This is a genomic window from Pedobacter sp. MC2016-05, from assembly GCF_026239735.1.
Taxonomy (GTDB): Bacteria; Bacteroidota; Bacteroidia; order Sphingobacteriales; family Sphingobacteriaceae; genus Pedobacter.
In genome coordinates, this window is record NZ_JAPIVT010000001.1 from 349274 (window position 1) to 372633 (window position 23360).

Sequence of the window (23360 nt, forward strand, 5' to 3'; positions counted from 1 at the left end):
AGATACAGATTTTGCAACTTAATGGAATACGTCTCGCTTTTTTACTAAGTTTGGGGGGCTTTTTTTAAGGTAAAACTTGCTAAATCGTCAAGAGAAACCTATTTCAAACTGGCTAAGTCGGCGGCCCCTCATCCTTTTAAAGCTGCGCAGATTAGTTATAAAAAATCCAGAGGCTACTTTAATGCTCCTGTTGGATTCGAACCCTTATCTACTATAGTTTTGATGTTTCCCTTCAGATCCGAAAAGTAGATTTTGCTTTGGATATACGGCTTTTCTCTGCCGCTATAAAAAATCCTGTCATCTGCAGTTACGAAAATATAGGGAACATTAACTCCTTTTGGCAAAAGTCGCTCGACCTTTTTGCTGGAAATATCCAGGATGTAAGCAGCTTCGCTTGGTCCAGTTGAGCCATCAGGAGCGTCGGAATTGCCTGCGTTGAAAATGAGTTTTTTGACATCTTTTGAATAGAAGAATCGGTTACTGCTGGAAATTGAAAAATCCTTGCCAATCATATCAGCAATCGCCCTGGAATCAACTAATTTTCCATCAACACTAAACGTATAAAGGTTTTTTAAATCATGTGCCACCAACTCCTTTTCGTTTTTCCATGTTGGTGAATAGAGGTTTATTGCCGAAGCACTGTCCAACATCACATAACCCGTATTGTCTGCTTTAATTACACCAACTTTCCAAAGGTTTTTACTGCTAAAAATGTTAAAAGCAATTGCATTTCCATTCGGCGACCACATGGCTTGGTAGTAATTGATACTGTTAACCTGCAACTTCGATTGACTTTTGTTTTCTAAGTCGGCAATCCAAATCGTCCTCTTGCCTGTTGTGTCATTCACTGTGTAAGCTAGCTTGTTTCCATCTGGTGAAATAGCTGGGTCCGTAGCGCCTCCGAAGGAGATTTGTTTCATGGTATCGATACTCGTGGCTACAATTTTTTCTCCATCCTGGTAAGCCAGAGCAAAATTCTTATTGCTCAGAGAAATGCTATCCAACATAGCTGTTGATTCCGATTCTTCATTTTTATTTGAGGTGCATGACGCAAAACTAGCGAGGCAAAGGATAATTATGGTTGCAAAACGTGATTCAAATCTTATCATATACAATTTTACGAATTGTTTTAAACAAAGCAGGCCCGAGTTTTTTCAAAACCCGGACCTGCTGTCTTTTATGATTTTATTTAGACCTAAATCTTCTTTTTATCAGCGTATCCAAACACCTTTTGTAGTAAAGTTGTGCTACGTGAGCTTAAATTACCTCTTATTTTAAGTTCTTCTTTAGCAACTTCAATAAATAAACCATCAATCGCTTTTTGGGTAACGTATTCTGTGAGGTTTGTATTTACCGGTTTTACTAAAGGAAGTCGGTTATATTGCGAGGTTAAATCAGAATAGTATTTAGTGGCATTAACCTTGTTTAAGCTCGTGGTTACTATCGGACTAAATTTTTGCATCAATTGTGCCGTGGTCACACGTTTAAAGTAAGTGGTCGCCGCGTCGTTGTTTCCTAATAAAATATTAGTAGCATCTGCCAATGTCATTTGTTTTATTGCAGATATAAAAATTGGTTTGGCTTCAATAGCAGCATCTTCAGCAGCACGATTTAAACTGGTGATTACGTTATCGCAAAGTTTGTTCAGGCCAATTCCTCGCAAGGTTTTCTCGACCTTTTTTGCTTCGGGAGGCATTAGAATTTTTACCGCTAAATTTCCTAAGAAACCATCTTTCGCCGATAGTCTATCGGCACCTGCAGAAACGCCAATTTGCAAAGCTTCTTTGATGCCCTGGCCAATTTCAAACGTACTCGGTGTGCCAGTTGCGCTTGTTGTGTTCGCTGGTTTTTCGGTAATGATTTTAAAAATGTCGCTTAATTTAATCTGTGCTTTGGCGTTAAAATTGGAAAATAATATTAATGTTAGGGATGCAGTTAAAATATTGATTCTTTTCATCGTCTGTGTTTGGCTTTTTAAAGCAAAATGGCTGCCACGAATTTTAGCAGCTTAATTGTTGCGGAGATAAAGGTCTGATCCTAGGATTAATTTTAAATTCATCAAAGTAAAATCGAAAAAAAATAAACCCCGATTGTAAAAACAATCAGGGTCTTTGAAATTATAATAGACGAAACTTAATTTACTGCGATATCTTTTGCAGGCACATTCGTTTCGGGATTTTTAGGCAGAATAATTGTCAAAATACCATCGGCATATTTCGCTGTTATCTGATCAACGAGAGCTTTTCCATTTAAAGCAAATGCTCTTTCAAAAGCACCATTGCTAAATTCTCTTCTGCTGAAGTTTTTTTCGCTTTCTGCCGGTCCTTCGTTCGGGGCGTAAGAAATGGTTAAAACATCGTTTTTGGTTAATACTTTCAGGTATTCTTTTTCCAGGGCAGGAGCAAAAACGTAGATAGTGAACTTATCATCAGTTTCTTCAATGTTCGCTGGCACACGTCGGGTACCATTCCGAAACATCTCGTGTGCATGGTGGTGTCTACCAAATCTTGCGCCTCTTGTTCCGCAACTGTTATTTATTTTGCCTGTATGGCATCTATTTTCGTTGTACATGTTATTAAAATTAATTTTTATTAACTCGAGATCATTTGCTGGGTTCTCGAAATACCCAGTAATTGTGTAATGATGTTGGCATAAGGATAGGATGGAGAAAAAACGGCGTAATCGAATTTTAATCCACGTATCTGCACCACGATGTCATCAATAAACTTCATTGGCTCAAGCAACGCACTTATCAAACCAGATTTAGGTTTTTCATCTTCCGAATTTGTTCTGAAGATATTTAACTCCTCATTATAGGCTTTAAAATCTGCTCCAATATTTTCAATTGGCGACCTAAATTCCTGAGCACCGAAAAAAGTAACTTTTTCTCCTTTGGTAATCAACTCGCTTGCAAAACCTAAAATAGGATTAACATCATTTTGAGAAGGACTGCTTAAAACTAAAACCTGCGACATCTGCTTACTGATTTAAACTATCAATTGGAGTAATCACGCTATCAACTGCTTTCCGGTTGTGATGGCCAGAACCGTGGTTTTTGCGGTGTGATTCGCAATCGTTTTCCCGGTAATTCCTGTTCTTGAAATCTAACCGATCCGGATATCCGTTTTGAATGGCCAACACATTCAAGCTGTAAAAGGTTGCACCTGCTACAACCATGGCTAATAATATTCTAAATGCTTTCATGGCTTAGTAATTGATATTGATGTGATTTGTTGGGCCGTTTCCTTGAATGTTTGGTTTGTACCATTGATTATCAATGGGTACAATTGGCGAGTAATTTGAATTGAACTCTTCGAATCGATCTGCGAGGTGACGACGACGGCGACCGAAAATCATTTTGAAGAACAGACCGATAACGATCAATCCCAATATAAACTTGAATATGAAGGGCACGAAAAATACGGCTGCGCCAAGTAAAATTCCGAATGCTATAGCTTTAAATATTTGTTTCATTTTTTGATTATTTAATAGGGTAGACGGTGGTGATTTATTTTTACTTTAAATAATTTGAAAAAATTTATTTCATGCCATGATTGGTATTGGCTTGTCTAAACAACATTTGAGAAGGTCGTTAATAATGAATTGGAAAGCTCCTCGCTGAATAGCATCCCTTTGGGACAAAGAGGTTGAAACAAAAAAATCCAGCTTTTCAGCTGGATTAAAATTATTCTTTATTTCGATGCCCCCATCCTCCGCAACGGCGGCGGTATTCTTCTTTAAACCTGGCCCTTTCTTCCTCATTCATGCTATCCCACTTCGAGCGCATTTCTCTGGCTTTTTCGCGAAAACGGTTGTTGCTACCACCCTTATTAAAATTGCCAAACAACAAGCGGCAAAGGACCAGTAAACCCAATGCCTGCCAGAAATTTAATTTACCGGCATGTACCACTTCTGGTAAAATCCAGTTCCATAAAAACATTACAACATAGCCTAAGGCCGCTGCAATTAGCGCTACAACAGGGATAAAGAAAAAAAATTTCTTGCCTTTACTAAACTTTCTATTTCTCATTTCCTATTCAATTAATAGTTAATAAATTCTTGATATAAATTTTGCAAACGGCTACGCAAATGTTTCACTGCATAACCCTTTCTTGATATTAAAGTCTTAATGTTTTCGCCGGTTTCGTCGGCCATTTCTTGAAAAGTGCGTTCTTCCAATTCATTCTGGATAAAAACATAACGCTGGTTTTCCGGTAATTCCTTGAGCGCCAGAAATAGCTGATCCCAGAAAAGCTTTTTCAAGCCTTCCTGCTCAGGAGAATAGGCATCGGACAATAAAATTTCCTTAAAATTGATTTCCCCATCCTCCCCTTCGAAAGTAAAATCTTCCAAATGATCTTCTTTCTGCTTTCGGTATTTATCCGTGATCTTGTTTCGGGCAACGCGATAAAGCCAACCACTAATTTGCTCTATGGCACCAGCTTCTGGCTGATTGCTTAACTGGTACCAAACATCCTGCAAAATATCTTCCGCGTCCTCATCGGTATTCACCCGCCCGCGGATGAAACTGAATAAGCGTTTCCCATAGTTGGAAACCGTAGAAATAATATTTAAAGATTCGTTTGTTGGCAAAATTATGGGGGTTATAAACCAGTAAACGGATGAGTTTGCATATTACTTTAAATTACGCTCATTTTTTTAAAAAAAAATTAACTCAAAAAAAAAGCTTTCCCTTTTGAGGAAAGCTTTTTGAAATATTATAGTCTAAACTATTTTTTAGTCGTGTCAGTTGTAGCTGGTTTTGCCGGAGCAGTGTTGTTTAATGATCCACCAAGTGGAGATGGAGCTGGTGTTTTATCCAAACGCTCTTGAATAGCAGAGTTTCCTACAGCTGTAGCGCCACCGCCATTTTTAGTAATTGTAGTAATGCCTAAGGTTAAAATCACAATGGCAGCTAGTAAAACCCACGACCCTTTTTCTAAAACATCGCCCGTACGTTGAACCCCAAACATGTTGCTTGTGCCACCGCCCGTTGCTAAACCACCACCTTTAGGGTTTTGTATTAATACAAATAAGCCTAAAGCTATACACACAACAATTAATAAAATGATTAAAAAGGTTACCATGGTAATATTATATTTTAAAATTTCTTTTCTATAGATTGGATAAGGTCGGCAAAGTAACGGCTTTTTTCTGGATATTTCAAACTTAATTTTTTATAAGTATCTATGGCTTTGTGATAAAGCATTTGCTCGATGTAAATTTTCGCCAAAGTTTCCGAAACGAGGTCGTAGTGATCTTCTGCGCTCTTTTTTGCCTTGTTTTCGTTATCGATTTGTTCTGGCTTCGGTGGTTTAATAGTAGGGTCTTCCTTCAAAAACTTCTCGATAATTTCAGCGCCTTTGGCATCTTTAACTTCTGGGGTAGGGTATTCTGCTAAATGATCTGCTACTTCGAAAGGAGTTTGAATATGGAAGATGTGCTCCACATATTGCTGCTGAAATTCTGCTCTTTCCTGCTGCTGGTTAGTTTGCTGCTGTTTGTGAGCTAAATTTGGCCGAGGTTGCGCATAAGGCTGAAATATCTGTTCGTGCTCTTTTCTTGTTTTGGCCAACCACCACAAAAATGTGTAAGGAAGTTGATCATCATCGTATTTAGAAACACGGTGAATTTCCGGTTCATCGGGAGTGACGGTTTCGATTTGTGGCGGCTCAGGAACAACATCTGTACTTAGTTTCTGTTCAAAAGCAAAGAAGTCCGTTGCAGCTACGCTTTCAATAAAGTTATTTTCATCTGCAGGCAAGTCCAATAAATGGCTATCGATTCCAGGCAAATTTTTTGGCGTTTCTATTTCCGAAGGTGGAACAATCTCAGTTGCTGCTGTATTTTCATCTTTAATCTCTTCAGAAATTAATTCTTCTTCAACAATTTCTTTCCCGATGATCTCTTCTTCCGCTTCGGCAATGGGTACTATATTCAAGATATGAAATAAGGTATGCCCCTTAGTATACAAAGCTGCTTTAGGAACAAACGATGCCTCTGCCTTGGCCAGTAACAAGTGGATGGGTTGTGCATAGGGAAACTGCGCTGCCATTTCTTTCAACATCGGCACATGCGCTAATCCAACCTTTCCGGGTTGAGCAAGTAAATCTGCCAGTAGTTGTTTGTTATCCATTGTTGAGGTTTGTCGCTAAGTTAAAAAATGTAAGCGGTTTTTAAGAAAAGATTACGCTGTGAATTGGATATTTACCACTGCGCAAAAGCCCTGTTAAAAATATCTTCGGTAAGTTGTTTGTTAATTTGATCAAGTGCATTTGGTAAAGCAGCTTGAATGGAAGCCCCATTTAAAGGAAAATCGAAGAATTTAGTAAAGCTTTCTTCAAAACTTTCTTTTTCCTTCCCAGCTACGTTATTTACGTATTTCACGGACACCGTTACGGTTAATCGGTTAGCGCCTGCAGTTGGTGTAGAACTAGATTGCAATGCAACGGGCTTAATATCGTAACCTGTGATTCGTCCTTCAAAAATAGCATCAGCTTCGGTAGTGGAAACACTCAGGTTTGTTTGGTTCCGAATTCTTGTTTTTAGCGCTTCAGTTAGCTGATTATTTAGATTTGGAACAACAAGTGGCGCATTATTTTCAAAAGTACGCACAATAACCGTTTTTAAACCTTCGGTTGATGCACCACTAAACTTATAGGTGCATGAGCTTAAAGCAGCAATGAGTAGGAAGGCAAATATTTTGATTGTCATTAAATTGAAGATTTAGGTTGTTGCAAGCTTTTTATAAGTTCAACTCTTTAATTTTTCTGTATAAGGTTCTCTCTGATATGCCTAACTCTTGAGCGGCGAACTTGCGTTTGCCTTTATGTTTTTTCAACGCTTTCTTGATCAAATCAGATTCTTTATCAATTAGTGATAAGGATTCTTCAACTTCTTCGGCTTCGTGGGCAAAATAATCGCCGTTATTATTGTTGTTACTGCCGTTGTTATTGTTGCTTTGGGTAGGCTGTTGGATAGTAAAGCCATGTTCCTGTCCGGATGGGAGCTCCACATCTCTGTAAAGTTGGTTGATGTACTGCGGATTATCAGCTAAAACGGTTGCCGTATTGCCACCATGCTGGATAATTTCAGCCACTAACTTTTTAAGTTCAACCATATCTTTTTTCATATCGAAAAGCACTTTATACAGAATATCTCTTTCTGTAAAATCTTCTTTCGATTGAGAATTGATCGCCATTGGTAAATTGCTTCCGGCCTCATTTGGAATATAGTTTAAAATGGCTTGTCCGGTTACATTTCTATCCTTCTCTAGAACGCAAATTTGTTCTGCAATATTTTTCAGCTGGCGAACATTTCCTGGCCAACTGTAATTGGTTAAAATCTGTACAGCTTCAGGCTCTAAATGTAAGGCTGGACTGCGGTATTTATCACTAAAATCGGCAGCGAACTTTCTAAATAAAAGATAAATATCTTCTTTACGCTCTTGCAGCGCAGGAATACGTAAAGGAACTGTGTTTAAACGGTAGTATAAATCCTCACGGAATTTGCCGTTTTTTACACGATTGTAAACATCAACGTTGGTAGCGGCAATAATTCGAACATCCGTTTTTTGTACTTTCGATGAACCTACACGAAGGTATTCACCACTTTCTAAAATTCTTAATAAGCGGGCTTGAGTACCCAGTGGCAATTCAGCAACTTCATCCAAAAAAATGGTTCCGCCGTTGGCTACTTCAAAGTAACCTTTGCGGGCCTCGTGTGCTCCGGTGAACGATCCTTTCTCATGTCCAAAAAGTTCTGAATCGATGGTGCCTTCCGGAATGGCACCACAGTTTACGGCAATGAATGCGCCGTGTTTGCGGGCGCTCATTTGATGGATAATTTGCGAAAAAACCTCTTTACCGCTTCCACTTTCGCCAGTAATCAATACCGACATATCCGTTGGTGCTACCTGGCTTGCAATATCTATAGCACGATTAAGCAAAGGTGAATTACCAATAATGCCAAAACGTTGTTTAATATTTTGTGTATCCATTCTTTAAGGTTGAAAGTTAAAGGTTAAAAGCTGATAGTCCTTATTCGCATAACAACGCTTTGAAACCTCACTATAATCAATAACTTTTTTATTTTGTATAGGTTTGAATCAGTACCAGCAATTTAGTTAATGGTTGTCGTGCAGACACATAACCCGCAACTAGTAATAGGCGATTAACTAAACTACTCTTCCAATCAGCGTAGCTGAAGTACATCTTTCGATATAAACGTTTGCATATTGCCCAGGTGTAATACCTTCAACAGCTGGAAAAATAGCCATTGCACCGCTATCTCCGCGTCCGCAATAATCCAAGTCAGATTTTTTTGAAGTTCCTTCGATCAAAACCCGGATCGTTTTTCCCACCCATGCCTGTAAACGCATTAATGAGTGCGCCTGTTGTTTGGCTAAAATTTCTGCTAACCTGCGTTTTTTTACTTCTTCCGGAATATCGTCTTCTAGCTTACGGGCAGCTAAAGTTCCTGGGCGTTCAGAGTAGGTAAAGTTATAAGCAAAGTCATACTCCACATAATCCATCATGCTTAATGTTTCCTGATGCTCTTCTTCCGTTTCTGTACAGAAACCCGCAATGATATCGGTGGAAATTGCACAGCCTGGAATAATTTTTTTTATCGCATCGATACGATTGATATACCATTCGCGGGTGTAGGTTCTATTCATCAATTCTAACACACGTGTATTACCCGATTGAACAGGCAAGTGTATGTAATTGCAAATGTTATCGTATTTGGCAATAGTGTATAGAACTTCGTCGGTAATATCTTTTGGGTGAGAAGTAGAAAACCGAACCCTTAAGTCAGGATTTACCAGAGCGGTTTGTTCTAAAAGTTGAGCAAAGTTCACAGTTTCAGTCCCATCCTCTGAAGTCCAGGTGTAAGAATCTACGTTTTGACCTAGAAGTGTTACCTCGCGATAGCCAGCCTCAAATAATGATTTTGCTTCTTCGATAATGGAGTGTGCATCGCGGCTACGTTCGCGGCCACGGGTAAAAGGCACAACACAAAACGAACACATATTGTTACAACCTCGGGTAATGGAAATAAAGGCAGTTATTCCATTGCTATTCAGGCGCACCGGACTAATATCTGCATACGTTTCCTCCCGAGATAAAAGTACATTAACAGCTTTGTGGCCACTTTCTACCTGCTCAATTAAATTTGGCAAATCACGGTAAGCATCTGGCCCAACCACTACATCTACCAAACGCTCCTCTTCTAAAAATTTAGATTTTAAACGCTCGGCCATGCAGCCCAAAACACCAACAATTAATTTAGGATTGCGGCGTTTTTCTACCCCAAACTGCGAAAGACGATTTCTAACTCTGGTCTCTGCGTTTTCACGAATAGAACATGTATTTATAAAAATAACGTCAGCTTGATGATAATCTCCAGTGGTTTCAAATCCGGTTTCTGAAAGAATGGAAGCAACAATTTCGCTATCAGCGAAGTTCATGGCACAACCATAGCTCTCAATGTATAATTTGCGTGCGTCGGCTTTTACAGGAACATCTAAAATTAGTGCTTCTCCTTGTCTTGCTTCGTCATGCGTTTTATCTGGTATTTGTAAATCGATCATTCTTTAAAAAGATTTTGGGGATTGCAAAAATACACAAATATATTTAAAAGTGACAAATTGGCACGTTTAGTTTGAATGTTTACAAAAGAATTGGAAATGGTTATTCGAGCTTAGCGTATAATAATTTAGGACTCAATTCTTATCCAATTTTTTGGAGGGTGAAAGCGAAAGTAGTTCCTATTCCTGGAGTGCTTCTTACCGAAATGGTTTGCTGATGAGCTTCCAGAATGTGTTTTACAATGGCCAGGCCTAAACCCGTTCCTCCAACTTCTCTAGCCCTGTGGGTGTCGATTCTATAAAAACGCTCAAAAAGACGAAGGAGGTGTTTTTCCTCTATTCCAATGCCATTATCAGTTACTTCTATCAAGAACTGATCATGCAGTTCGAATATTTTGATGGCTGTTTCCCCGTTTTCTACGCCATATTTAATGCTGTTTACAATGAGATTGATCAGCACTTGCCTGATTTTCTCTCTATCAGCATTTACAAGAGTAACGGCGGTATATTTATCTTTGAAAAACAATTTAATATGTTTGGCTTTTGCCCGGTCATCGAGATTTTCCATCACCTCCTTCGCCAGGGTAACAAAATCAAATTTTTGATAATTTATTGGTGACTCACCTGTTTCGAGCTTGGAAATGGCATCTAAATCATTGATGAGGTAACTCAAACGTTCCACATTATTTTCAGCTTTTTTCAGGAATTTAACAGCCATGTCGGGATCGTCAACGATGCAATCTTGCAGCGTTTCGATGTATCCTTGGATGGCAAAAAGTGGCGTCTTAAACTCGTGAGAAACGTTTGATAAAAATTCGCGGCGAAATTGTTCCTGTTTTTTAAGTAGATCAATTTCCCTTTTTTTAGCCCCTGCCCATTCCTTAACTTCCTGTTCTACATCGTTAATTGGATCAGAGCTTACATATTCGCCAAGTGCATCTTTTAAATCTTTACCCAGTTTTAAGTTATGAATGAGTTTATAGATGAGTTTGATTTTATTGTAAATGTATTTCTCCAGTAAATAGTAAAAAACCAGGAAGCTGGAGAGAAATGAAACGCCGAAAGATATTCCGAAATAATACCAGCTACGCTCAAAATAGAAGTTAACCATCCCGATGGAAAGCGCCACAGCAAGCGCAGTAATTAAAACCAGCACACTTAATTTCATGGTGCAATTTAAAGCTTTTTATGTTAAAGGAATGTTAACCCAATTGCTTTTCAGTTAAATATTTCCAATATCTTTTCGGTACATGTTTAACATGAAGTTTTGTGTTTTTTCGGGCTACAATATTGGCGCTTTTAAAGTAATCTTTCCAAAGAAGGGAGTAAAGCTCTTCCTTTTCATCCATCAATATGGCCGATGGGTTTTTCTTATTTGCTTCTGTTGTAAAATCGATTGTGATTTCTTCAACTGTGTTTAAGTCATAATGAAGGCCATATTTTCTTTTTAGATCGTAAATAATCCATTGCTGATCGGCATATCTATTTTTAAAATGGTTATTAATTAGTGGAAGCACATTAAAATCTGGATCAATGGAGGCGTAAAACATGCCATCGCCAGTTTTTTGAAAGCGAATAAAAGCTTCCATTCTGTGCTTCTCCCGTTCTACGCTTTTGGCATATTTAGATAGTGCCATTACATGCTCGTTACCATAATTCGTTTCGGCGCCATCCTGATTTTGAAATATATAAATAGTGAATTGAAACAGGTGTTGATAGGCCTCAGGAATTTCTGATAAATAACTGCAATAGAAATTACGCAACCAGGTTTTTTTCATTTTTTTCTGAAGTCCATCCCAAACGCGATCTGCTTTCTCGGCATTGGTATCTATAACCATTACTTCTGTAAAAGCCTCTGGTTGAAAAATCTCCATAGATTTTAACGAAACGAAGCCTGGCTTTCGTTCAAACCATTCAAAAACAGCAGTTAAAAGTCCAGGCAAGGATCCATCGAAAACGTAAATCATTAAAATAAAATCAATTGATTGCTATCGGTTTTTAAATATTTGCTCTGACTTTCGGCTAAGATAAAGGCTTTAATTTGTGTGCCCTGATAATCTTTTATTTGATAAGGCGTATCTACACAGGTGATAAAATGCTTCGCTCGGTTATAGGCCACGCCCATCTTTTTAAGCTGATCGATCCTCAATTTTCCAAACTTCCTTGCTTGTACTATTTTCTGAGCCGACATGACACCGATGCCAGGAATGCGCAAAATCATTTTATAGTCCGCTTTGTTGATGTCAACGGGGAAATGCTGCATATTTCTGATGGCCCAGCTGAGTTTAGGGTCGATGTCAATATCCAGATTTGGATTGGCATCATTTAGAATTTCCTGTACTTTGAAACCATAAAATCGCATCAGCCAATCAGTCTGATACAACCTGTTTTCTCTTAAAAGTGGAGGTTGAGTGCCAAGTACAGGCATCCGGGTATCATCACTAATGGGTACATAACCAGAATAATAAACCCTTTTTAGCGAAAAATTTTTATAAAATGTATTGGCGGTATACATAATATCTTTGTCGCTTTCAGGCGTTGCTCCAATTACCATTTGAGTACTTTGTCCTGCCGGAACAAATTTTGGAACATGTTTGATTAATTTTTTATCGGCAGAAAATTGAGCAATGTTTTTCTGTACAAAATCCAAAGGCTTAATCACATCGGCATGGCTTTTCTCTGGAGCTAAAAGTTTTAAACCGGCCTCAGTGGGCATTTCAAGGTTTATACTCATCCGATCTGCATATAAACCTGCTTCTTTAATTAGCTCATCGCTCGCACCCGGAATAGTTTTCAAGTGAATGTAACCATTGTACTTTTGCTCTAGCCGTAGTTTCTTGCAAACCAAAAGCAAACGTTCCATCGTAAAATCTGCATTTTTGAAAATCCCTGAGCTTAAAAACAGACCCTCAATATAATTGCGGCGATAAAAATTCATGGTCAGCTCCACTACTTCATCTACAGTAAATGCAGCACGTTTTACATCGTTACTTTTCCGCGATACACAAAAAAGACAATCGTAAATGCAGTGGTTGGTTAACAATATTTTGAGTAACGAAACGCATCTGCCATCTTCCGTATAGGTATGGCATATGCCTGAGGAATGACTATCGCCTAGTCCTTTATTATTATTTTTTCTGGTGCCACCACTAGATGAACAAGACACATCATATTTAGCAGCATCAGCAAGAATATTTAACTTTTCACGAATACGATCGAATGACATAGTAAATGTTTTGCTAACAAATATAGCTTTAAAAACTAAAAATATTAGTATAAAAATTACTCTTTTAAAGAATATTGGTTTCTCCGCAAGATCAAGGAAATCTTTGCTAATTTGGCTTTGGTGATGAGTGTAGAGCTTATTTTATTTTCCTGATAAGAAAGAGTATTTTGGAAAAATCCTCTGCCTCATTTTCCTTCATACTAAAATTTACTTTAAACTAGGTGGCAGTAAAAATTGAATCATAAGAGTGATTTCCCATTTTGAATACTAAATTTTTTCTTCAATGGATAAAATGTTTTCCCATAGAGCAAAAATTTCTTTGCTATAAAATAAACGGTTTTCTGTAATCTCGAACTTTAATTCTTGTTGATCAAGTTTTACGGTACAGGGAACAAAAATTTGTGTTTTTATTACCCACCGCAAACAAAAATCATGATTAATAAGAAAGTGGTGATCAGCATAGAAATAAGCCAAAAAGAGGTGTTAATTAGCAAATGGTAGAGCATCATAAACATTAATAGGGCGCCGATTGTGGGTACGCCAGCAAGTGTAGTGACGAGCACGCTGCTCTTATGATAGTGAAGATGAAAGACATTCATTAGATATACTTGAGCTAAGTGATCGCACAATGTCTTTCTATCCAATACCGAAATAGGAGTAATTTGATGGTATTTACTATCAAAAGCCTAGTTGCCTTCCCACTCGCTGTAAAAATGCGCTAAGTAAAGTAGCATAAACTCGTGGCGTTCCTCTGCAATAGTCTTCCCCGCTGCGGTATTCATCAAATCTTTTAACAACAGCAGTTTCTCGTAAAAATGATTAATGGTAGGCGCCGTTGTATTTTTATAGGTTTCTTTTGATAAATGTTGTTCAGGTTTGATAGCAGGATCATAAAGTACGCGATTTTTAAAGCCCCCGTAAGTAAACGCTCTCGCTATTCCTATGGCTCCGATTGCATCTAATCTATCAGCATCCTGAACAATCTGCATTTCTTTAGACGTAAATACATTCTGGTCAAAACTATTCTTGAACGACATATTTTCAATAATCAATTTTACATGATCAATAATAGCCTGGTCGACATGAATAGATTGCAGAAATACCGCAGCCATTTCTGGTCCCAGCGTTTCATCTCCACCGTTAAATTTTGGATCTGCGATATCGTGAAGGAGTGCTGAAAAAGCTACAACTAACTCATCGCCATTTTCTTTTCTGTTGATGTTTTGGGCAGTTTTATAAACTCGTTCTATATGGAACCAATCGTGCCCAGCTTCGGCATTGGCTAATGTTTGCTTGACAAAATCTATGGTTTTTTGAATGGATGAATGCATAAAAAGAAATTTCTCAAAGATATTGGAAATTTATGCAGACCAGCAGAAATGATTTCAACAGCGGAAGTTTTTAACTTACCGCTGTTGTTCTGCTTTCATCTTCAGCAATAATTTTTATCAAATCATTGTGATTTAAAGTAAGTAAGTAAGTAACCTCAACTTCTAAAATTGTAGAAATCTGAAATAACCGATCAACAGTCAATTTACTATAACCCAGCTCAATTTTACTGTAGGCATTTTGAGAAATTTTTAATTTTGCTGCCAAATAATCCTGAGTGTAATCTCTGTATTCTCTAATTTTTCTGATATTCCCAGCAACATTCTTTGTCTTTAAAGCTAATACATCTTCCATAAAAAGGGATAATTTTTAATGTTTGAATTATTTACGAAATTCTGAACGGCTTAGATTTTATAGGAATTATTCTTCTTCAAATAATTGAATACGCAAACGTCAAGAAACATTACTATGTACTAACAAGCCAATAACTTAAAAGTTTAACGAATTCTGGTTTGCCGTTGATGGACGGCACGATGAGCAAGAGTGTGGTAGTTAGCTGTGATTGTCTATTGACATCGCCCAAGGATAATAAAACAGTTGGCGAACACCTCAAATGAGGTAGGCATAAATAGGTTAGACCATTGCAAAATCAAGCATTAAATTTAAGGAAGCAGATGTAGAATCAATGAAATTTCATAGAATTTACACCAGCCTTTGGGATAAAAGTCCCATTGATCAATATAGAAAGGATGGAAGGAGCCTTGCAATTAACAAATAGCTTACCAGGCTCCAATAAATATTGCATTAATTTGCCTCTTCGGTTTGAATTAAGGGTGCTCTTCGTGATCCATCATACAACTCATATTCAAGCATTCTGCAGTCTAATTTTCCATTATAAAATTCGATTTTCCGAGAAGCTTTTAATCCGATTTTTTTAGCCAAATCTGGATTTCCAGTGAAAATATAACCTGAATAACCTTTGCATTTGGTTTTCATAAAGTCGCCCATGCGTTTATAGGTTAATTCCAATTTGCTGTGAACACCCAAACGTTCGCCATATTCAGGGTTGAAAACGACCACGCCTTGTCCGCCTTCGGGCACCGGAGTAAGCTCGAAATCACAAACTTCAAATTCGATTAAAGTATCAACACCGGCTGTCTGGGCATTTCTACGCGTAACCTCAATGGCATCTTCCGAAATATCAGAAGCAACAATTTTTAAATCAATATTTTTAATTACCTGATCTTTCAAAATTCTTCTTTCAGTGAAAAATTCCTGTTCATCATAGCCTAAAATGTGCATGAAGCCATAATTCATCCGGTATAAGCCGGGAGCACGGTTTGTTGCTATTAATGCAGCTTCGATAGCCAGTGTTCCTGAACCACACATCGGGTTAATGAAAGGCGATTTTCTATCCCATTTGGTAGCATAAATTGCTCCAGAAGCTAGTGCTTCAAGCATTGGCGCTTTCCCCGGAATTTTACGGTAACCGTGTTTGGCCAAGGTTTCGCCAGAAGTGTCCATAAAAACATCGGCATCAGCATCTTTCCAGTACAAATGCACTACTGCTTTATTGGCATCAGAGCCAGAGTTAGGGCGAATGCCTTTTTTCTCTTTCATGCGATCGACAATCGCATCTTTAACTTTCAGATTGGCAAATAATGGTGTAGTAATATTTGGATTATCCACATTGGAGGTTACCGAGAAATATCCTGCAAAATCGATTAATTCTTCCCATTCAATATTCTTAATTTCGTTATAAAGGTCATCAGGTGTAATGGCCTTAAAGCTTTTAATCGCATATAAAATCTGACTGGCGCAACGCAAGTTTAAATTTAGCTTGATACACTCTGTAAGGGTGATATTTAGCTCAAGACCGGTTGGAAAGGCTCTTTCTATTTTATAACCTAGTGCCGTAACTTCATCTTGTAAATAAGGAGAAAGGCGCTTATTGCAGGTAATAATTACCTTGCTTTTATTGTGGAAAACTTGCATCATAATATATGCGAAGTTATCAATAAAATTATAGAGATTTGATTCTTTAAGGTACAATATTAGTATTAGTTATGGAAATTAAAGGAAAAGTACACGAAGTAGGTGCAACGCAGCAGGTAAGTGAAACGTTTAAAAAACGTGATTTAATAGTAGAATACGCAGAAAATCCAACATACCCAGAATATATCCGTTTTGAGGCTTTACAAGATAAAACTGCATTATTAGATACATTTAAAGCGGGTGATGAGGTTGAGGTTTTCTTTAATTTACGTGGCCGCCCTTGGACAGATAAAACAGGGAAAACGTCATATTTTAACAGTTTAGTGATTTGGAGAATCAATGCGATTGCAGCAGGCGCTCCGGCAGCAGCTACTCCAGCTTATGCAGCTCCGGTTGATGTGAGCAATACACCAGGTGAAGATGATGATTTGCCTTTCTAAATAAAGAATCTTTTTAAGCAAACAATTTTGAACCATGCCGAGGCTTTTGTCTCGGCATTTTTTTTCCCCCACCTTTGCTTAAATCTTCATTTACAATCAGATAAGTCATGTTAAAATATGTTAAAAACATGCTGTTAACTTAGCTATTCAGTATTTTTGCTTCTGGTTTTAGGTTATATTGTAGTGCCTGAAAATAACTCGGCACAAAATCACATCAATGAAAAAAAGGAGTTTTTGGTTTATTACTGTGTTGATGACGTTGGCTTTGCTCGGCGTTTTTGTGATGCAGTTGTATTACATCAAGGAAGCCTATAACTTAAAATCTCAACTGTTTGACGAACAGGTAAATCAAACTTTAGCTACTGTAGTTAAAAAGGTAGAACGACTAAATGTTGCCAATCACATCAACAGGAAAGACGCCGAAAACAAATTAAAGCGTATTCAGGATGCTCGACAAAGAGCACTCGATATTAAAGATTTAAGGCAGCAATATGTTCAGGAATCAGAATTGAGATTTGCCGAACGCGAAAATTTAATCGAAAATTATCTCAATCAACAGGATACTCTAATAAGAATGTCATTTCGGGCACCTAATGTAATTTCTGAACGAGAATTTCTTTCTATATCATCGCAAAATGGTAAAAGCCTTGATTTGCAAATGGATGCAATTGTGGATATGCGTAGCTTGGTTTTAAAAAGTTATAATATGCGTACAAAACCTTATGCCCCAGCGCCTAAAACATTTGAATTTAAAAGTTTGCAAAGCCTGCCGGATACATTAAGATATTTGGTGTACGATCCTATAAATGCCAAACCATTAACCGTTAGTTTGCCAAAAATTCCTGAAGATTTAGAAAAGAAATTTAAACGTGAGGATGAAATTGCCAGGAAAAAACTCGAAGTAAAAATTGCTGCTTTGGGTAAAGATACTTTGCCTTATTCTAGAATGAGTTTAGTAGAAGATGTTTCCAAAGAGCTGGAAGAATCGAATATTCCGATTTATAAACGGATAAACTTCGAGGCGCTAGGCGATGTTTTAAAAGAAGAATTGTTAACACATAATATCACTCAAAAACCTTATTATAAAGTTTCGCTGGCCAAAAAAGATTCGGTTTTGTTTATCGAAGCCTCGAATGCCAAGGGAGAGTTTTTGCCCGAAAACACCTATAAAACGCCTCTGTTTGGAAACGATTTATTCCGCGATCCTGGTACATTGATCGTCACTTTCCCCAATAAAAATTCGGCAATTTTAGCCAACTTGAGTTTTACCCTGGCTACATCTGTGGGCTTATTACTGGTGCTGGTTTTTATTTTCTCTTATACGCTCTATGCCATTTTAAAGCAGAAGAAAATTTCTGAAATGAAAACTGACTTCATCAATAACATGACGCATGAATTTAAAACTCCGGTTGCAACCATTATGATCGCAAGCGAGGCACTAAAAGATCCGGAAGTTACTGAAGATAAAAGTCGGTTGAAACGCCTGGCTAATATTATTTACGATGAAAACGTTCGTTTGGGCAGCCATATTGAACGCGTTTTGAGTATCGCACGGCTAGAAAAAGGGGAGCTGAAAATGGAGAACACAGAGGTTGATATGAACGACTTGATTGTAATTGTTCTGGACAGTATGAGTCTTCAATTGCAAAAAAGAAATGCGATTTTGAATATCCACACGGATGCTGAAAAATCTGCCGTTTTTGGCGATGAACTTCATTTATCAAATGTGCTTTATAACCTAATTGATAACGCGAATAAGTATAGCTCCGAAACACCAGAAATTACAATCACAACAAGAAATACCAATAATAAACTGATCATAGAAATTGCTGACAAAGGCATCGGGATGACCAAAGAACAATCTAAACGAATCTTTGATCAGTTTTACAGGGTGCCAACTGGTAACTTGCATGATGTTAAGGGATTTGGTCTTGGCTTAAATTATGTTCAGGATATTATAAAACAGGTTAATGGCAGCATCAAAGTGAATAGCGAAAAAGATAAAGGAACAAAGTTTGAAATATCGTTACCTTTATATCAAAGCTAACATCGGCGAATAAACATCATTGGTCGATACGTTGTATAAATGCGTTTAAAATTGAGTTATTATAGCAGACAACTTAGCAATTAAACCGTTGTACAAGTGCAGAATCAAACATTTACGGTAGAATGCTACCCGCGTCAATAAAATAACGAAAATGAAAAAAATACTTCTGGTAGAGGACGATCCAAATTTAGGTTTATTGCTACAAGATTATTTGCAGCTAAAGGGCAAATTTGATGTGGTGCTTTGTATAGACGGAGAAGAAGGTTTGCGGGCTTTTAATAAACAAAACTTCGACCTGTGTATTTTAGATGTGATGATGCCTAAGAAAGATGGATTTACTTTGGGTAAAGATATTCGCAAAGTGAATGCTCAAGTGCCAATCATTTTTGCAACGGCAAAAACCATGCTGGAAGATAAATCTGCCGCTTACGATTTAGGCGGCGATGATTATATCACCAAACCCTTTCGTATAGAAGAACTATTACTGCGTATTAATGCGATGTTTAAACGAATATCGAGCAAGAGCGATGGGGCAGAAGAAGCACCTGAAACACAGTTTAATATTGGAAGCTATATTTTCGATTATACTACTCAAATCATTACAAACGGCGATCAGCAGCAAAAACTTTCTACCAAAGAAGCAGAGTTACTCCGTTTGCTTTGCTTGAAAAAAAATACAGTTTTAACCAGAGAAGAAGCATTATTGAGCATTTGGCACGACGATAACTACTTCAATGGACGCAGTATGGATGTTTTTTTGAGCAAACTACGTAAATACCTTAGAGGAGATTCGAGCGTTGAAATTATTAACGTTCATGGCAAGGGCTATAAATTGCTGGTGAGTTAAATAGAACGTTCAAAGGTTGGACTGTTGTAATATTGAGCTGTTTTGGTCGCTGAAATGAATTCGACCTATCGGTTGGTGTCGCACCAACCGATATCTATGCAGAAGATCATTTAGTTTTATTGCCCAATTTTCAAGGGTCGGTGTGGATACCGACCACTAGCATAAAATTGCTTCGAAAGAGCGCTGCTACAGATACAAATTTTCTTGAATTGGGGGAATGATGTTTCTTTCTTGTGCTAATTTAAACAAGGTATCAACCGCTTTTCTGCCTTCTTCACCCAAATTTATGCTGTATTTGTTTACGTAAAGCTCAATGTGTTTGTACATCACGGCTTCATCCATAGCTTGCGCATGTTCTCGGATAAAATCGATGCCCGATTTAGGATGGGCAAATGCAAATTCTACCGATTGACGAATCAAGCGGTTGACCTTAAGCTGAACCTCTCTATCCAGATTTCTGTTAATTACAATGCCACCCAAAGGGATAGCACAACCTGTTAGTTTTTCCCAATAATCACCCAAATCAACAGTTTTATTCAGGCCTTTATCTTGGTAGGTAAATCTGTTTTCATGGATAATCAAACCCAGATCTATTTGGTCTTCCAGCAAAGCTGATTCAATTTCAGAGAATACCATTTCCTGCTTATTTTGCAATTGCGGATAGGCAATTCCAAGCAAGAAGTTCGCAGTGGTGTACTTTCCAGGAATTCCAATTCTTAACTCCGAACTCGGAATTTGGAAACGGGAATCATTTTCATCGAAAGGATTCTTACTAATTAAAAGCGGTCCAACGCCAAAGCCCAAAGCGCTTCCGGCATCCAATAAAGCATATTGGTTAGCCACATAAGCAAAAGCGTGAAAACTTAATTTAGTGATGTCGAGCTGTCCTTTCAACGCCTTCTGGTTAAGCGTTTCCACATCATCATAGGTTACTTCAAATTCTAAACCTTCGGTATCAATTTTATGGTGAATTAGCGCATCGAAGATAAATGTGTCGTTTGGGCAGGGCGAAAAACCAAGTGTAAGCTTCATGTTTTCAAAATTAACTACTGCAGAAAACTAATCCGTCATAATCAGTTCATTTCTGATATAAAAGAAATAAGCCAATCATTTAAGTTTTTAATAGCTAAACCCATTTTCCAGTTGTCTTTGTTTCGGGGTTCTACATAATTTGATACACTTCTCACTTGCAAACAATCAATACTCTCTTGTTTACAGGCATAGAAAACTGCCGCACCCTCCATGCTTTCGGTGGTTGGATTAAGCCTCCTTTTGAGGTTTTTAATGCTTTTTTCATTTCCAGTAACACAGTTTACAGTAATTCCGGTTATGGGTGGTAAATCAATATTTTTTTTATACCTTGATTTAAAATGATTTTCGCCGAAACCAAGGTCGGTGATTGTTAGAAACTCATCGCCATTTTCAGCTCCAAGTTCAGCGAAAACGTCTTCGGTCACATTTAAAATACTCCCCAACTTCACACTCCGATCAAAACAGCCAGCAATGCCCACATTTAAAACCAAACGGTATTTGTTGGAATTTAAAAACTGTCCTAAAGAATAAGCGGTAGCAACCATTCCAACTCCCGTTATCAATAAATCGAAGTTTTTACTTTCGATAAAATCCCCTTCGGGCAAATTGAAATGCTGATAAAAAAATGTAACCTCGGCTTTGGTAGCGGCCACAACTAGAGTTTTCATAAGGTAAATTTAAGGGATTCTTTTCATTAAAATGTCTTTCTTTAAGCTTTGGCCCTTTGGCTTAAAGCTTTATCAGTATATTTGACCCTTTATTTTATTGTAATGATTTATATAACGAGAAAAGCATCATTTAATGCAGCACATAAACTTGCCAGACCCGATTGGAATGATGATAAAAATGCCGAAGTCTATGGCAAATGTGCCAACCCAAATTGGCATGGTCATAACTATTGGTTATATGTAACGGTTAAGGGCGAAGTAAATCCAGAAACGGGTTTTCTTGTTGATTTGAAGTGGCTTAAGGATGTAATGAATATTTATGTAGTTGATAAAGTTGACCATAAAAACTTAAATCTTGACGTAGATTTTATGAAAGGGAAGCTGGCCTCTACAGAAAATTTAGCTATCGAAATTTGGAAGCAATTGGAAGCACCGATTGCAGAAAGCGGAGCGATTTTACATTGTGTAAAAATTTACGAAACCGAAAATAATTTTGTTGAATACTTTGGTTAAAACCACCGAAATTAATGAGCACTAAAAACGTATTAAAAGAGGAATCGATTGATGGCTATGTAAAAATAGACCGTTATAACGACGAGAAAATCGAAGCTGTTGCTACCCATTACAAAGATATTCTTGGTCAATTAGGTGAAAACCCGGAGCGTGAAGGTTTGTTAAAAACGCCTGAACGAGTGGCTAAAGCACTGCAGTACTTAACTCATGGTTATGATTTGAAGCCGGATGAAATTTTAAAATCGGCAATGTTTGAAGAAGATTATAGCCAAATGGTTGTGGTTAAAGATATTGAAGTATATTCAATGTGCGAACACCACATGTTGCCATTCTTTGGAAAAGCACACATTGCTTACATTCCAAACGGACATATTGTTGGGTTAAGCAAAATCCCCAGAGTGGTTGATGCTTTTGCCCGCCGTTTACAAGTTCAGGAGCGTTTAACGAACGAAATTAGAGATTGCATTCAAAATACTTTAAACCCGAAGGGCGTTGCAGTTGTAATTGAATGTAAACACCTTTGCATGGCCATGCGTGGCGTACAAAAACAAAATTCAGTTACCACCACATCAGCTTTTACCGGTAGTTTTTTAAGCAATGATAAAACCAGGGCTGAATTTTTAAGATTAATTACGGCAAGTTTGGATTAAAAAGTATCGAGTAGAAAGTACCTGGTATCAAGATAAGGCACTATAAATACGCTAATCGCCAGGCGCTTAATATCAAACGAATCATTATGAAAGCATATATTTTTCCTGGACAAGGAGCACAATTTGTAGGCATGGGTAAAGACCTTTATGAAAACCCACAGGCTGCAGCATTATTTGAAAAAGCAAATGAAATTATCGGTTTCCGCATCAGCGATATCATGTTCGGCGGAACAGATGAGGAATTGAAACAAACCAATGTAACCCAGCCGGCAATTTTCTTACACTCTGCTATTTTGGCAAAGGTTTTAGGTGATGATTTCAAACCTGATATGGTTGCTGGTCATTCTTTAGGCGAATTTTCATCATTGGTAGCTGCCAATGCTTTGAGTTTTGAAGACGGCCTGAAATTGGTTATTGCCCGTGCAAACGCCATGCAAAAAGCTTGTGAAGCCCAACCTTCCACTATGGCAGCTATTTTAGGCCTAGCTGATGATGTAGTAGAAAGAATTTGTGCTGAAGTTGATGCAGTAGTGGTTCCGGCAAATTATAACTGCCCGGGCCAGTTGGTTATTTCGGGTAGCATTGAAGGAATTGATTTAGCCTGTGCTAAATTAACAGAAGCGGGAGCAAAAAGAGCCTTAAAGTTAAATGTAGGTGGTGCTTTTCACTCGCCGTTAATGGAGCCAGCCAAAATTGAATTGCAGGCAGCAATTGAGGCTACAGCTATCTCGGCGCCAATATGTCCAGTTTATCAAAACGTAGATGCCAAACCTTATACTGATCCAGCCCAAATAAAAGAAAATTTAATTAAACAATTAACGGGTGCGGTACGTTGGACTCAAACTGTTGAGAATATGCTGGCTGATGGTGCAACTGAATTTGTAGAAGTTGGGCCAGGTAGTGTTTTGCAAGGTTTAGTTAAAAAAGTTAGTCGTGAGATACAAACCAGTAGTGCTGCTATTGCTTAAAACCTTTATACTATAAATTATTTTCAGCGCCATAAACAAACCGTTTATGGCGCTGT

27 protein-coding genes are annotated in these 23360 nt (G+C 37.8%); 6 read left to right on the forward strand and 21 right to left on the reverse strand.

Annotated elements, in window-relative coordinates:
* Positions 1 to 173: 173 nt before the first annotated feature.
* The 19 genes from OQZ33_RS01540 to OQZ33_RS01630 form a co-directional block, all read right to left on the reverse strand.
* Positions 174 to 1109: a TolB family protein gene (locus tag OQZ33_RS01540; RefSeq protein WP_265797280.1), complete on the reverse strand. Its 936-nt coding sequence runs from the start codon at positions 1107 to 1109 to the stop codon at positions 174 to 176.
* Between the two features lie 86 nt (positions 1110 to 1195).
* Positions 1196 to 1957: a DUF4197 domain-containing protein gene (locus OQZ33_RS01545; protein WP_265797281.1), complete on the reverse strand. Its 762-nt coding sequence runs from the start codon at positions 1955 to 1957 to the stop codon at positions 1196 to 1198.
* 176 nt (positions 1958 to 2133) lie between these two features.
* Positions 2134 to 2571 carry an Hsp20/alpha crystallin family protein gene (locus OQZ33_RS01550; RefSeq protein ID WP_265797282.1) on the reverse strand — a complete coding sequence of 146 codons (438 nt, stop codon included), beginning with the start codon at positions 2569 to 2571 and terminating at the stop codon, positions 2134 to 2136.
* 20 nt (positions 2572 to 2591) lie between these two features.
* On the reverse strand, positions 2592 to 2975 hold the full coding sequence (locus OQZ33_RS01555; protein WP_265797283.1) for a hypothetical protein: 384 nt from the start codon (positions 2973 to 2975) through the stop codon (positions 2592 to 2594).
* 4 nt (positions 2976 to 2979) lie between these two features.
* Positions 2980 to 3204 carry a hypothetical protein gene (locus OQZ33_RS01560; RefSeq protein ID WP_265797284.1) on the reverse strand — a complete coding sequence of 75 codons (225 nt, stop codon included), beginning with the start codon at positions 3202 to 3204 and terminating at the stop codon, positions 2980 to 2982.
* A gap of 3 nt (positions 3205 to 3207) precedes the next feature.
* Positions 3208 to 3474: a hypothetical protein gene (locus OQZ33_RS01565; RefSeq protein ID WP_265797285.1), complete on the reverse strand. Its 267-nt coding sequence runs from the start codon at positions 3472 to 3474 to the stop codon at positions 3208 to 3210.
* A 211-nt stretch (positions 3475 to 3685) separates the two neighbouring features.
* On the reverse strand, positions 3686 to 4030 hold the full coding sequence (locus OQZ33_RS01570; RefSeq protein ID WP_265797286.1) for a hypothetical protein: 345 nt from the start codon (positions 4028 to 4030) through the stop codon (positions 3686 to 3688).
* Positions 4031 to 4041: 11 nt separating this feature from the next.
* The gene (locus OQZ33_RS01575; RefSeq protein ID WP_265797287.1) at positions 4042 to 4593 is read right to left on the reverse strand and encodes an RNA polymerase sigma factor; all 552 of its coding nucleotides are present in this window, start codon (positions 4591 to 4593) and stop codon (positions 4042 to 4044) included.
* Between the two features lie 137 nt (positions 4594 to 4730).
* A complete protein-coding gene (gene secG / locus OQZ33_RS01580; RefSeq protein WP_265797288.1) occupies positions 4731 to 5087 on the reverse strand; it encodes a preprotein translocase subunit SecG in 357 nt (118 codons plus the stop codon).
* Between the two features lie 14 nt (positions 5088 to 5101).
* Positions 5102 to 6136, reverse strand: coding sequence for a hypothetical protein (locus OQZ33_RS01585; RefSeq protein ID WP_265797289.1), 1035 nt, complete (start codon positions 6134 to 6136; stop codon positions 5102 to 5104).
* Between the two features lie 71 nt (positions 6137 to 6207).
* Positions 6208 to 6714, reverse strand: coding sequence for an LptE family protein (locus OQZ33_RS01590; protein WP_265797290.1), 507 nt, complete (start codon positions 6712 to 6714; stop codon positions 6208 to 6210).
* Positions 6715 to 6745: 31 nt separating this feature from the next.
* Positions 6746 to 7999 (reverse strand): sigma 54-interacting transcriptional regulator, encoded by a 1254-nt coding sequence (locus OQZ33_RS01595; RefSeq protein WP_265797291.1) that lies wholly within the window; start codon positions 7997 to 7999, stop codon positions 6746 to 6748.
* Positions 8000 to 8176: 177 nt separating this feature from the next.
* Complete coding sequence (gene miaB / locus OQZ33_RS01600; RefSeq protein ID WP_265797292.1) at positions 8177 to 9592, reverse strand: tRNA (N6-isopentenyl adenosine(37)-C2)-methylthiotransferase MiaB; 1416 nt, start codon at positions 9590 to 9592, stop codon at positions 8177 to 8179.
* A 139-nt stretch (positions 9593 to 9731) separates the two neighbouring features.
* Positions 9732 to 10757 carry a sensor histidine kinase gene (locus OQZ33_RS01605; protein ID WP_056850708.1) on the reverse strand — a complete coding sequence of 342 codons (1026 nt, stop codon included), beginning with the start codon at positions 10755 to 10757 and terminating at the stop codon, positions 9732 to 9734.
* A gap of 34 nt (positions 10758 to 10791) precedes the next feature.
* The gene (locus tag OQZ33_RS01610) at positions 10792 to 11556 is read right to left on the reverse strand and encodes a TIGR03915 family putative DNA repair protein (protein ID WP_265797293.1); all 765 of its coding nucleotides are present in this window, start codon (positions 11554 to 11556) and stop codon (positions 10792 to 10794) included.
* Positions 11556 to 12815 carry a putative DNA modification/repair radical SAM protein gene (locus tag OQZ33_RS01615; RefSeq protein ID WP_265797294.1) on the reverse strand — a complete coding sequence of 420 codons (1260 nt, stop codon included), beginning with the start codon at positions 12813 to 12815 and terminating at the stop codon, positions 11556 to 11558. Before OQZ33_RS01615 ends, OQZ33_RS01610 begins: the two co-directional genes overlap by 1 nt.
* Before the next feature lie 686 nt (positions 12816 to 13501).
* The gene (locus OQZ33_RS01620) at positions 13502 to 14146 is read right to left on the reverse strand and encodes an HD domain-containing protein (RefSeq protein ID WP_265797295.1); all 645 of its coding nucleotides are present in this window, start codon (positions 14144 to 14146) and stop codon (positions 13502 to 13504) included.
* A 70-nt stretch (positions 14147 to 14216) separates the two neighbouring features.
* The gene (locus OQZ33_RS01625) at positions 14217 to 14498 is read right to left on the reverse strand and encodes a helix-turn-helix domain-containing protein (protein ID WP_265797296.1); all 282 of its coding nucleotides are present in this window, start codon (positions 14496 to 14498) and stop codon (positions 14217 to 14219) included.
* 450 nt (positions 14499 to 14948) lie between these two features.
* On the reverse strand, positions 14949 to 16139 hold the full coding sequence (locus OQZ33_RS01630; RefSeq protein WP_265797564.1) for a THUMP domain-containing class I SAM-dependent RNA methyltransferase: 1191 nt from the start codon (positions 16137 to 16139) through the stop codon (positions 14949 to 14951).
* A 71-nt stretch (positions 16140 to 16210) separates the two neighbouring features.
* Here OQZ33_RS01630 and OQZ33_RS01635 point away from each other — a divergent pair, with 71 nt between their 5' ends.
* The 3 genes from OQZ33_RS01635 to OQZ33_RS01645 all read left to right on the forward strand — a co-directional run bounded on the left by OQZ33_RS01635 (position 16211) and on the right by OQZ33_RS01645 (position 19473).
* Positions 16211 to 16579 (forward strand): DUF3127 domain-containing protein, encoded by a 369-nt coding sequence (locus tag OQZ33_RS01635; RefSeq protein WP_116168680.1) that lies wholly within the window; start codon positions 16211 to 16213, stop codon positions 16577 to 16579.
* 217 nt (positions 16580 to 16796) lie between these two features.
* Entirely contained in the window at positions 16797 to 18626 is a 1830-nt protein-coding gene (locus OQZ33_RS01640) for a sensor histidine kinase (protein ID WP_265797297.1), read from the forward strand.
* Positions 18627 to 18777: 151 nt separating this feature from the next.
* Positions 18778 to 19473, forward strand: a complete 696-nt coding sequence (locus OQZ33_RS01645; protein WP_265797298.1) for a response regulator transcription factor — start codon at positions 18778 to 18780, stop codon at positions 19471 to 19473.
* A 186-nt stretch (positions 19474 to 19659) separates the two neighbouring features.
* Here the strand turns inward: OQZ33_RS01645 and OQZ33_RS01650 are convergent, their stop codons facing one another.
* A complete protein-coding gene (locus tag OQZ33_RS01650) occupies positions 19660 to 20505 on the reverse strand; it encodes a menaquinone biosynthesis family protein (protein WP_265797299.1) in 846 nt (281 codons plus the stop codon).
* Between the two features lie 41 nt (positions 20506 to 20546).
* Positions 20547 to 21173, reverse strand: a complete 627-nt coding sequence (mqnB, locus tag OQZ33_RS01655; protein WP_265797300.1) for a futalosine hydrolase — start codon at positions 21171 to 21173, stop codon at positions 20547 to 20549.
* 102 nt (positions 21174 to 21275) lie between these two features.
* Between mqnB and OQZ33_RS01660 the strand changes: the two genes are divergently transcribed.
* From OQZ33_RS01660 to fabD, 3 genes are all read left to right on the forward strand, one after another.
* Positions 21276 to 21686: a 6-pyruvoyl trahydropterin synthase family protein gene (locus OQZ33_RS01660; protein WP_265797301.1), complete on the forward strand. Its 411-nt coding sequence runs from the start codon at positions 21276 to 21278 to the stop codon at positions 21684 to 21686.
* 14 nt (positions 21687 to 21700) lie between these two features.
* Positions 21701 to 22336 carry a GTP cyclohydrolase I FolE gene (folE, locus tag OQZ33_RS01665; protein WP_265797302.1) on the forward strand — a complete coding sequence of 212 codons (636 nt, stop codon included), beginning with the start codon at positions 21701 to 21703 and terminating at the stop codon, positions 22334 to 22336.
* Between the two features lie 86 nt (positions 22337 to 22422).
* Positions 22423 to 23304, forward strand: a complete 882-nt coding sequence (fabD, locus tag OQZ33_RS01670; RefSeq protein WP_265797303.1) for an ACP S-malonyltransferase — start codon at positions 22423 to 22425, stop codon at positions 23302 to 23304.
* Positions 23305 to 23360: the final 56 nt, after the last annotated feature.

Bases quoted from the DNA above. Each gene is read 5' to 3' on its own strand.
- OQZ33_RS01640 (WP_265797297.1), top strand. From the start codon at position 16,797: ATGAAAAAAAGGAGTTTTTGGTTTATTACTGTGTTGATGACGTTGGCT.
- OQZ33_RS01550 (WP_265797282.1), bottom strand. From the start codon at position 2,571: ATGTACAACGAAAATAGATGCCATACAGGCAAAATAAATAACAGTTGC.
- miaB (WP_265797292.1), bottom strand. From the start codon at position 9,592: ATGATCGATTTACAAATACCAGATAAAACGCATGACGAAGCAAGACAA.
- OQZ33_RS01650 (WP_265797299.1), bottom strand. From the start codon at position 20,505: ATGAAGCTTACACTTGGTTTTTCGCCCTGCCCAAACGACACATTTATC.
- OQZ33_RS01660 (WP_265797301.1), top strand. From the start codon at position 21,276: ATGATTTATATAACGAGAAAAGCATCATTTAATGCAGCACATAAACTT.
- OQZ33_RS01595 (WP_265797291.1), bottom strand. From the start codon at position 7,999: ATGGATACACAAAATATTAAACAACGTTTTGGCATTATTGGTAATTCA.
- mqnB (WP_265797300.1), bottom strand. From the start codon at position 21,173: ATGAAAACTCTAGTTGTGGCCGCTACCAAAGCCGAGGTTACATTTTTT.
- OQZ33_RS01630 (WP_265797564.1), bottom strand. From the start codon at position 16,139: ATGCAAGTTTTCCACAATAAAAGCAAGGTAATTATTACCTGCAATAAG.
- OQZ33_RS01635 (WP_116168680.1), top strand. From the start codon at position 16,211: ATGGAAATTAAAGGAAAAGTACACGAAGTAGGTGCAACGCAGCAGGTA.
- OQZ33_RS01590 (WP_265797290.1), bottom strand. From the start codon at position 6,714: ATGACAATCAAAATATTTGCCTTCCTACTCATTGCTGCTTTAAGCTCA.
- OQZ33_RS01615 (WP_265797294.1), bottom strand. From the start codon at position 12,815: ATGTCATTCGATCGTATTCGTGAAAAGTTAAATATTCTTGCTGATGCT.
- fabD (WP_265797303.1), top strand. From the start codon at position 22,423: ATGAAAGCATATATTTTTCCTGGACAAGGAGCACAATTTGTAGGCATG.
- folE (WP_265797302.1), top strand. From the start codon at position 21,701: ATGAGCACTAAAAACGTATTAAAAGAGGAATCGATTGATGGCTATGTA.
- secG (WP_265797288.1), bottom strand. From the start codon at position 5,087: ATGGTAACCTTTTTAATCATTTTATTAATTGTTGTGTGTATAGCTTTA.
- OQZ33_RS01560 (WP_265797284.1), bottom strand. From the start codon at position 3,204: ATGAAAGCATTTAGAATATTATTAGCCATGGTTGTAGCAGGTGCAACC.
- OQZ33_RS01555 (WP_265797283.1), bottom strand. From the start codon at position 2,975: ATGTCGCAGGTTTTAGTTTTAAGCAGTCCTTCTCAAAATGATGTTAAT.
- OQZ33_RS01545 (WP_265797281.1), bottom strand. From the start codon at position 1,957: ATGAAAAGAATCAATATTTTAACTGCATCCCTAACATTAATATTATTT.
- OQZ33_RS01605 (WP_056850708.1), bottom strand. From the start codon at position 10,757: ATGAAATTAAGTGTGCTGGTTTTAATTACTGCGCTTGCTGTGGCGCTT.
- OQZ33_RS01540 (WP_265797280.1), bottom strand. From the start codon at position 1,109: ATGATAAGATTTGAATCACGTTTTGCAACCATAATTATCCTTTGCCTC.
- OQZ33_RS01610 (WP_265797293.1), bottom strand. From the start codon at position 11,556: ATGATTTACGTTTTCGATGGATCCTTGCCTGGACTTTTAACTGCTGTT.
- OQZ33_RS01645 (WP_265797298.1), top strand. From the start codon at position 18,778: ATGAAAAAAATACTTCTGGTAGAGGACGATCCAAATTTAGGTTTATTG.
- OQZ33_RS01585 (WP_265797289.1), bottom strand. From the start codon at position 6,136: ATGGATAACAAACAACTACTGGCAGATTTACTTGCTCAACCCGGAAAG.
- OQZ33_RS01570 (WP_265797286.1), bottom strand. From the start codon at position 4,030: ATGAGAAATAGAAAGTTTAGTAAAGGCAAGAAATTTTTTTTCTTTATC.
- OQZ33_RS01620 (WP_265797295.1), bottom strand. From the start codon at position 14,146: ATGCATTCATCCATTCAAAAAACCATAGATTTTGTCAAGCAAACATTA.
- OQZ33_RS01625 (WP_265797296.1), bottom strand. From the start codon at position 14,498: ATGGAAGATGTATTAGCTTTAAAGACAAAGAATGTTGCTGGGAATATC.
- OQZ33_RS01565 (WP_265797285.1), bottom strand. From the start codon at position 3,474: ATGAAACAAATATTTAAAGCTATAGCATTCGGAATTTTACTTGGCGCA.